The organism is Kitasatospora sp. NPDC059817 (assembly GCF_042731835.1).
GTDB lineage: Bacteria > Actinomycetota > Actinomycetes > Streptomycetales > Streptomycetaceae > Kitasatospora.
This window is the reverse complement of the sequence record NZ_JBHWIR010000302.1, coordinates 1-5,630: the sequence shown is the minus strand read 5'-3', so window position 1 is coordinate 5,630 and position 5,630 is coordinate 1. Positions and strand designations below refer to the sequence as shown.

The window sequence follows — 5,630 nt, the reverse complement described above, 5'->3', positions numbered from 1 at the left end:
CCCCGGCCCGCAATGGAGTTCCCGCTGTGACCAGCGACCGCGCCTTCGGCAACCGCGCATCCGGCGACCGCCCCGCCGGCGCCCGCACCGCGCGCGCCCGCATCGCCGCCGCCTTCGCCGACGCCGGCGTCAGCGGCCGGCTGCACGTCCGCGACCTCGACACCGGCACCGAGATCGCCCTCGACGCCGACACCCCGGTCAGCACCTCCAGCGTTCACAAGCTCTGCCTCCTGGTCACGCTCTTCCGCGAGGCCGCCGCCGGACGGATCGACCTCACCCGGCAGGTTGACGTCCCCGCCGCCGGCCGCACCTCCGGAGGCACCGGCCTGGCCGCCATGCTCGACGCCGCCCGGCTCTCCCTGCGCGACCTCGCCTACCTGACCGTCGCCGTCAGCGACAACGCCGCCGCCGACGTCCTCTGGGACGAGATCGGCCTCGACACCGTCAACCGCACCATGGCCGACCTCGGCCTGACCCGCACCGTCGCCGTCCACAAGCTCCGCGACCTCATCGCTGCCCTCGCCGAGGACACCGGCCGGGACTCCCCCGTCGACCCCGCCGTCGTCGCCCGCCTCAGAGTCCTCGACCCCACCTTCACCAACCGCAGCACCGCCCGCGACATGACCACCCTGCTCGCCGCCCTCTGGCACGGCGACGCCTGCCCCGGCGAACACGGCGCCGCCCTCCGCCGCCTGCTCGGCCTCCAGGTCTGGCCGCACCGCCTCGCCTCCGGCTTCCCCTACGACGACGTCCGCGTCCACGGCAAGACCGGCACCCTCCCGACCCTGCGCCACGAGGTCGGCGTCGTCGAATACCCCGACGGCGGCCGCTACGCCCTCGCCATCTTCACCCGCGCCGCCGCCACCACCATCACCCTCCCCGCCGCCGACGCCGCCATCGGCACCACCGCCCGCCTCGCCGTCGACGCCCTACGGGCGATGGCGACCGGAAGGGGCGACGGCCCGCCAGCAGATCAGCAGGTCCGGTGACCTGCGAGGTCACACGACAAGCTCGACTCGCGGTTCAACTCCCGACGCCCTACTGAACGCTGTAGTTCAGAACGATGATGGTTTCATCGGAAGTGGTGTACTCCAGGGTGCCGGCCGGAAAGGGTCGCCGTGGTAGCTCGCAGTCAAGAGCGGGGCCCGTCCGCCGATGTCGAGTTGGATCGTGGTGAAGCCGTGCCAGTAGTCGGGCGACCCGTACGGCCGGAACCCGCCGGGCACCGGGGTGACCGTGGCGGGGTTCCACAGCACCGCGGTGAACCAGGGGCGGTCGCGGTTGCGGGCCATCGCGACCGGCCCGGGGCTGCCATCGGAGCACACGGTGGTGGCGGTGAGTCCGCACTCGCGGGCTAGGCGCTCGATGACGGCAGCGGCCTGCGTGTCCCAGCGGTGGTGCCGCTTCGCCTCGTCGACGATCCCGTGCTCGTCGGCGTCCTCGGGGGCGTCCTCGTCGACCAGGACCTCCTGCCGCTTTCCGGCCGAGGAGGTGTTCGCGATGACGCTGACCTGTGCAGGAACGTAGCGGACATGTCCGTGACGTAGGAAGCGACACAGCGTAGAGCCACTCGATCGAGTTCGGGGGCCGCATCTCGTTCGTTGGCAGTTGGCCCCTAGCGTCACTTGCCACCGATCCAGAACAGGGCGATGTCGATGTCTCGTACTGTCCAGCTCGGTCCGAAGGAACCCTTGTGCGTGAGGAGCTTGTCGAGAAGGTCCATGTAGCGGCCGTATCGTCCTGGGTTGTCGGTGAGCGTTAGCCCAAGCGATTCCAGTCCTCGCTGAGCTCGGCTGTCGTAGACGGCCATGCGATGTGGTGCTGCGGCAGTGAGGACCGCAGATGCCAGTGCGTCACCCTTGTAGAAGCCCGGCAGGGTGACCAGCGCGGCGCGGCCGGCCTGGGCGGCCTGCCCGCGGGACCTGGATGTGTCCCGAACGACTTCCATCGCTTGGCCTGTCGCCGCGCGAACTTGCGCGTCCGGTAGTCCCATCAAGGCGGAGGCCCAGCGGGTGCGGGCGGACAGTCGTTTCCAGACGACGAGTGCGCCTATGTCGAGCTTGCCGAGGCTGCCCGACTCCTCGGCTCGCTGCGCGACTTCCCACAGCACTTCGTCATAGGTGGTCGACGTCGCAGCGTAGTAGGACTTATGTGCGGAAATCAGGAGATTCCAGATGCGTTCGGTTTCGGATATAGGCACTGTCCTTGACTCCTAGGTCTGTTCTCGCTCGTCGTTAGCGATAAGTACGCGAGCCAGCGGGTTGATGACGTCGGTGTTGACGCGGCCCGAGTCAGGCGTCCGAGCTGGGTGTTTTCGGTCGGACATAAACCTCGTGCACGGAGTCGTCGGCGGTAATGAGCCAGGCCCGGTTCAGGACGTCGGGGTGGCGAGAGGCCGCCTCCCGCATCAGTGTCCGGGCCACCTCGTGGTCGAGTGGTGCGATGGCGGGAGGTGGCTTTCGCGGGGAGATGTGATCGGCGTACAGGTGAGGCGGCTGCCAGCCCACCCGGGCGTCGATCAAGAGCCCGGTCGTCAGCCCGATTCTGGCGGCGCGGCGCAGTTGGCCCGGGCCGCCGTTCTTCTGCTTGTTCGCGGTCAGCTTCTCGTGGATGGGGTGGGCAAGGACGTCGCCGGCCGGGCCGAGGTCGTGAATCCAGCCGTGAGGGGTAAGCCGATGATGTACCTGCAGCGGCTGCGGCAGGGCGAACGACAGGATGACTGGCTGGCTAGGGTCCGCGGGATGCCAGGGTTCGGCGACCGGGAACGAGTAGGAGGGATTGAAGTCGGCGGCTTCGGTGTCGAAGACCGGACGCCCGGTGCGTGCGGCCTGTTCGCCCAGGGCCGCCAGCCGCGTGAAGTAGCGGTTGCGCTCCTTTGCCGTGCCCTGCTGTGGAGTGACCGTGATCCGCAATCCGCCCGTCGGGCTCAGCAGGAGCGCGCGAGCGAGCAGACGGTTCAGAGCGTCGGAGGCGGCCCGTATCGCCGACGGCATCCAGGCGCTCCCGGGCAGCGGCACCGTGGTGTGGTCCACGTACCAGTCCGCTCCATCAATGGCGAGATGTGCGTCGACCGTGAGCACCCCGGCCGCGACTCCGAACCGCTGCTGATAACGCTCCTGTTCATCGTCCGGTTTCCCACGCAACACCACCTGCTGGCCTTGGGCCGCGAGGTGGGCACTCAGCAGCCGGAACGCCGACTCCTCCTGCGGGCTGGCGGAGAACAGATGCCATGGGCTCAGGTCTTGGGCCATGTCGCTCCTTCTGGAATCCTCAACGGTAGGCCCAGGGCCTGGTCACGTCGATGGCATCGGTGTCGATGCGGAACACGAGACCATGGTGATCGCTTGCCTCGGCGGGAGTTGCGAGGACGTGGTAGTCCGAGACGGCGCCGGCCAGCGGGCCGGAGGCCCATGCCTGGTCGATCCGGTCGGGGTGTGATGGCACGGGCGAGTGGCTCGGCGGGCCACGTGGGGTCGATGTCGCTGAGCAAGACCAGACCGGCCAGGACGGCGGCGATGCTCGCCTGCACCTGGTTGCGGACCCCCAGCCAGGAGCGCAGGTCCCGGCCGTAGCCGCGCATCGTGCCGGTCGAGACGCCGAAGTCGGCCGCCAACTCCGGGGCGGTGCGCCCGCCGACCCAGCCCGCGAGGACCCGCTGGAGGCGCCGAGGGAGCTGAACTGCGGTGGTGAGCGCGGTACAGGGCTCGGTGGTGCCGGTGACGATGCCGTATGCGGCGCCCCAGGCGACGAGCTGCAGCACGGTGCGCGTGCCGGTAGCCGTGAACAGCGCGCGGACGGCGGCGTCGACATCAGAAGGGGCCAGGGTGAGGGCGGGGTCGGCCGCGATCGTGCGGGTCTGGGACTCGGCGGCAATGTGGACGAGGAGCCGGATGTCGCGTTCGGGCAGGTTGTGCGCGGGCAGGGTGGTGGCCATGACAGCAGCAACTCCGGTGGTCGGCGGGTGGTTCACGGATGGTCAGTGGTGGGGGAACCGGTTCGCGCGAGGCGCTCCAGCAACCGGGGGCCGAAGCGGGCGGCTTGTCCGGTGCCGATGACGAGCACCAAGTCGCGGGGCTTGGCGAGGTCGGCGACCTGCTGCTCGGCGCTCGGTTCGCACGGGCTCAAACGCACCCGGTGAGCCTTGCTGGCTCCCAAGGGAGGCCTGGCGGCATTGACGACGGCATCGAGCGGGTCCGGGGCGTTCAGCACAGTCAGCGGGGTGGCTACCGGCAGCAGCACGGCGCGGTCGGCGGAGACGAGGGCCTTACCCAACTCAACGGCGTGAGCGCTGGTACGGGCGATGCCGTCCGGCTCCAGGACGACGATGACGTTGCCCTCAGTGAGCATCCGGGCGGCCGCCACATCATCGGCGACCTCCTGGGGGTGCCGGGCGCGGGAGTCGCGCACGGTGATCCGTGCTTGGGTGCCGGCTTCGGTCAGGGAGCGCTCCACACCCTTGAATCCGGCCAGGCGCTCGGCGATCGTCTTGGCGCTCTCCCCAGCGACGAGGGCGGTGGCGATGGCGGCGCAGGCAGCCAGGGCGTGGTGGTCGCCCACGATCGGCACGATGAACTGGTGCTGCTTGCCCTGGTGGCGGAGGGTGAGGAGATAGCTTTCCCCGAGCCATCGGGGCTTGAGGACCCACACGTCCGCGCTCTCCACAAGGCCCACGGTCACCACCGTGGGGCCGGGGCGGTCGCTCAGCCTCTCGTGCACGATCTTTGCCCCGTTGTCCCAGAGCGGCAGGACCACGGTGTCAGCGGAGCGGGCGAGGTTCGTGGCAGCGTTCAGGGCCTCGATGGTGTCCTCGAAGTGCGGTGAGTTCATGGTGGCGGCGGCGATCAGCGCCACCGACGGGGATGGCCGCTGGTACACGTTCGGGACATTGGGGCGGTGGCTCCACGAGCCGGGCGGCGCGGCCTCGTGCGTGCCGGCGTCCGGGCAAAGGTCCACCACGAGGCGCCGTTCGCCGTCCTGGCCGGGGGTACTGCCAACGGCGGGGGCGTTGAGGATCCAGCCGGTTCGGCCGTCGGCCAGGGCCGCGGCCAGAACGGCTGCCGCGGTCGTGGTGCCGTGGCTGCCGCCGACGGCGATCAGCGGATGGCCGAAGTCCTCGCAGAGTACGGCGAGCGCGTGCGCGCGGGCGAGCACCGGCAGTCCCGTGGCCTGGGCCCGGTCGAGTTCGGGGTGCGGGGCGACGACCGCTCCGGACCAGACCACGGCCGTTCGGTCGTTGCGGATGTGTCCGGCGTCGGCGCCAACCGTGAGTTCCACGTCGGCCGCGCGCAGCCGGTCGGCGGCGGGGCTGTCCTGGTGTGCGGGGTCGATGCTGCCGGTGACGTCCAGGCCGCGGGAGGCCAGCCACAGGGCCAGGCCCTCCATGCCGGACTCGGTGGCGCCGACCAGGTGGGTCTTGGCCAGCAGGCCGGGCCCGGTGGGGGCGGGCTTCGCGCTCTTCTTCGGGGGGCGGACGGTGGTGTCCATGAGGGTCTCCGGCATGGTCAGGAATAGGGGGGGTGGGGTGGATCCCGGGCGGGCGCCCGCTGCGGGGCGGGGGCCGGCGGCCGCCCCGGGGGCGCCAGCGAGTGCTAAGACCCGCCCCCCATGTGGGCGGGGTGAGAGGCGCCGCG

6 protein-coding genes are annotated in these 5,630 nt (G+C 70.6%); 1 reads left to right on the top strand and 5 read right to left on the bottom strand.

Annotated features, from left to right (window positions below; translation table 11 throughout):
• Nucleotides 1-101 precede the first annotated feature (101 nt).
• Nucleotides 102-989 carry a serine hydrolase gene (locus ACFV61_RS33860; RefSeq protein WP_063352706.1) on the top strand — a complete coding sequence of 296 codons (888 nt, stop codon included), beginning with the start codon at nucleotides 102-104 and terminating at the stop codon, nucleotides 987-989.
• Nucleotides 990-1,055: 66 nt separating this feature from the next.
• Here ACFV61_RS33860 and ACFV61_RS33855 read toward each other — a convergent pair whose 3' ends face one another.
• The 5 genes from ACFV61_RS33855 to ACFV61_RS33835 all read right to left on the bottom strand — a co-directional run bounded on the left by ACFV61_RS33855 (nucleotide 1,056) and on the right by ACFV61_RS33835 (nucleotide 5,499).
• Nucleotides 1,056-1,625: a hypothetical protein gene (locus ACFV61_RS33855; RefSeq protein WP_380495912.1), complete on the bottom strand. Its 570-nt coding sequence runs from the start codon at nucleotides 1,623-1,625 to the stop codon at nucleotides 1,056-1,058.
• Nucleotides 1,622-2,200 carry a hypothetical protein gene (locus ACFV61_RS33850; RefSeq protein WP_380334320.1) on the bottom strand — a complete coding sequence of 193 codons (579 nt, stop codon included), beginning with the start codon at nucleotides 2,198-2,200 and terminating at the stop codon, nucleotides 1,622-1,624. The genes ACFV61_RS33855 and ACFV61_RS33850 overlap by 4 nt, the downstream gene beginning before the upstream one ends.
• A 91-nt stretch (nucleotides 2,201-2,291) precedes the next feature.
• The gene (locus ACFV61_RS33845; RefSeq protein ID WP_380495910.1) at nucleotides 2,292-3,251 is read right to left on the bottom strand and encodes a hypothetical protein; all 960 of its coding nucleotides are present in this window, start codon (nucleotides 3,249-3,251) and stop codon (nucleotides 2,292-2,294) included.
• Nucleotides 3,236-3,934: a hypothetical protein gene (locus ACFV61_RS33840; protein WP_380334326.1), complete on the bottom strand. Its 699-nt coding sequence runs from the start codon at nucleotides 3,932-3,934 to the stop codon at nucleotides 3,236-3,238. Before ACFV61_RS33840 ends, ACFV61_RS33845 begins: the two co-directional genes overlap by 16 nt.
• A gap of 32 nt (nucleotides 3,935-3,966) precedes the next feature.
• Nucleotides 3,967-5,499, bottom strand: a complete 1,533-nt coding sequence (locus ACFV61_RS33835) for a Mur ligase domain-containing protein (RefSeq protein ID WP_380495908.1) — start codon at nucleotides 5,497-5,499, stop codon at nucleotides 3,967-3,969.
• Between the last annotated feature and the right edge of the window lie 131 nt (nucleotides 5,500-5,630).

Excerpts from the sequence above, each read along its gene's own strand:
- ACFV61_RS33845 (WP_380495910.1), bottom strand. The coding sequence starts at position 3,251 with ATGGCCCAAGACCTGAGCCCATGGCATCTGTTCTCCGCCAGCCCGCAG.
- ACFV61_RS33840 (WP_380334326.1), bottom strand. The coding sequence starts at position 3,934 with ATGGCCACCACCCTGCCCGCGCACAACCTGCCCGAACGCGACATCCGG.
- ACFV61_RS33835 (WP_380495908.1), bottom strand. The coding sequence starts at position 5,499 with ATGCCGGAGACCCTCATGGACACCACCGTCCGCCCCCCGAAGAAGAGC.